Annotated in this window: 2 protein-coding genes and 2 pseudogenes; all 4 read left to right on the plus strand. The window is 67.7% G+C overall.

The annotated features are described in order from the left end of the window. Positions 1 to 654, plus strand: a 654-nt coding sequence (locus SK854_RS48080) for a permease (RefSeq protein ID WP_319981889.1), incomplete at its 5' end; no start/stop codon positions are given. Positions 655 to 691: 37 nt separating this feature from the next. Next, positions 692 to 1,678, plus strand: a pseudogene (gene mtnA, locus SK854_RS48085) (S-methyl-5-thioribose-1-phosphate isomerase); the annotation flags it as partial. After that, complete coding sequence (mtnB, locus tag SK854_RS48090) at positions 1,673 to 2,248, plus strand: methylthioribulose 1-phosphate dehydratase (RefSeq protein ID WP_276326663.1); 576 nt, start codon at positions 1,673 to 1,675, stop codon at positions 2,246 to 2,248. The pseudogene mtnA and the gene mtnB, both read left to right, overlap by 6 nt. A 25-nt stretch (positions 2,249 to 2,273) precedes the next feature. Further along, positions 2,274 to 2,471: pseudogene (locus SK854_RS48095) on the plus strand (cupin); the annotation flags it as partial.

A 2,471-nucleotide genomic window follows, 5' to 3' on the forward strand; every position in this document is an offset into this window, starting at 1 on the left:
CTGTTCATGGAGCGGCGCGGGTGGCTTGACCAACCGTTGCGGCTGGAGATGGCCACGACGGCGAAAGCCGCTGACCCGGTGACCGTGGGATCGGCCTCGCGGTCGGCGGCAGGGACAGCTCTTCCGGATCGTGCGGACGACACCGCCGAGTCGGGAGGCTGCTGCGGATCCGAGCCGGCGAGCCCGCCCGTGGAGCAGAAGCCCGAGCCGTGGTGGCCGCAGGCACGTGCAGGCCTGGCGCAGATGGGCGCACGACGGTTCGGCAGCGAGGTGCTGCGCGACGTGTGGCTGCTCGGGCGCTGGATGCTCGTCGCGGTGCTGGCCGAAGCGCTCATCGTCAAGTTCGTCCCGCCCTCGGTCGTGTCCGCCGGCTTCGGAGACAACGTCGTGCTGTCGGTGGTGCTCGCCGCCGCCATCGGTGTACCGCTGTACCTCAACGGTGTCGGCGCGATTCCCGTGGTCGGTGGTTTGATGGCGACGGGCATGAGCCCGGCGGCCGCGACGACGTTCCTGCTCGGCGGCGCCGTCACGACCATTCCCGCCATCGCCGCGGTACGCGTGCTGGCCTCCACCCGAGTTTTCTTGCTGTATCTCGGTATCGGCTTCTTCGGCAGCATGCTCGTCGGGCTTGTCACAGCGGTCTTCGTGCACTGACGAGGTGTCTGGGGGAGCGGTGACCGCAACGGCAAGACTGAGTGACAGGCCGTCCTTGGTGTGGCGTGGTGACGCGCTGATCGCGGTCGACCAGACATTGCTGCCGCATGAGCACCGGCTCATCACTTTGTCCACTGTGGATGCGATAGTCGACGCGATCCGCCGGCTGGCCATCAGGGGTGCGCCCGCGATCGGCGTGGCTGGAGCGTTCGCGGTCGTGATCTCCGCCCGCAGGAGGTCCGGCCCAGACGCCATCAGAGCGGACGCGGTACGCATCACGGCCGCGCGGCCGACGGCGGTCAACCTGACTTGGGCGGTCCAGCGGGTGCTGACGCGTCTGCCGGAAGGCCCGGACGCGATGCTGGCCGAGGCGTTGACCATCCTGCACGAGGACGCGGACATCACCGCCGCGGTGGCGGACAGAACCGCCGAAGTGGTGCTCGAGCTGACCACACGGCGACCGCTGCGCATCCTCACCCACTGCAACACCGGCAGGTTCGCCACAACCGGTGTGGGCACAGCGCTCGGGGCGATTCGATCTCTTGCAGATGCGGGTCATGTGGAATCGGTGCTGGCCACGGAAACCCGCCCGTTGCTGCAAGGTGCTCGACTGACCGCCTATGAACTGGCCGAGGCAGGTATCCCGTGCCGGGTGTGCGTCGACTCCGCCGCGCCGGCCGCCATCGCAGCCGGGGTGGTCGATGTGGTCGTCGTCGGAGCAGACCGGGTGACGGCCAACGGCAGCGTTGCCAACAAGATAGGCACGTACTCGCTCGCGTTGGCCGCCGCGCGCAGCGGTGTCCCCTTCATCGTCGCCGCTCCCGAATCAACACTGGACGCCGGTACGGCGATCACCATTGAGGAGCGCGACGAAGAGGAAGTCCTCAACTTTGTAGGCGGCCGCATTACTCCCCCAGGTGCGGCCGCTTACAATCCCGCCTTCGACGTCACCCCGGCCGACCTGGTCAGCGCCGTGGTCACCGAACTGCGAGTGCTGGCCGCCGGCAGTGCACATCGTGTGGCAGCACTGGCGCGCCAGCTGCACGCCAGAGGGTGGATGGACGGAACAGCGGGCAACCTGTCGGTCAGGTTGCCGGGCGGCCAGGCGCTGATCACGGCAAGTGGTCGCAGCAAAGGAGAACTGACCGCCGCCGACATCGTCCAGATGCACGCCGAGTCCGGTCTGCCGACCCGATGCCCGGGACCTCCTCTGTCGGCGGAAGCAAGCATCCACGCGGCGCTGTACCGCGCGTTTCCGGACTGTGGTGCCGTTGTACACGCTCACCCGCCTCACACCACCGCGGTCGCCGCCTTGGCAGCGGAAGCCGGAGCGGTGACGTTCACCGACTTCGAGATCATCAAAGGGCTTGGCGCCACGTCTGTCGTACAGGTGCCCGTGTTCACGAACTGGGCCGAGGTCCCGAGAATCGCGGCGGAGATCTCCCAGCGGCTGACCGACCGGCAAGGCCCGCCGGTCCTGTTGATCGCCCATCACGGCGCCACCGCCTGGGGCGCGACGCTGGACGAGGCACGCAACCGGTTGGAAAGCCTGGAAGCGTTGTGCCAGTTGCACTTGCTCACAGACCAACGATGACCGTCTGCGTACGGAAGGCACGATCATGGCTCTGTTACAGGTCATTCCCGAGAACGACGGAAACGCTGTCCTGCTGCGGACCACGGATGTCGGTCTGATCGCCGAAGAACTCGCGCGGTTCGGCATCTCGCTGCAGCAGTGGCCGACAGTCGAGCTGCCTCCGGATGTGGGGCAGGCGGAAGTGCTCGCCGCCTATGGCGCCGAGGTCGACCGCTTGCGCGCT

The sequence above is a fragment of the Lentzea sokolovensis genome (genome assembly GCF_033949975.1).
Taxonomy (GTDB): domain Bacteria; phylum Actinomycetota; class Actinomycetes; order Mycobacteriales; family Pseudonocardiaceae; genus Lentzea; species Lentzea sokolovensis.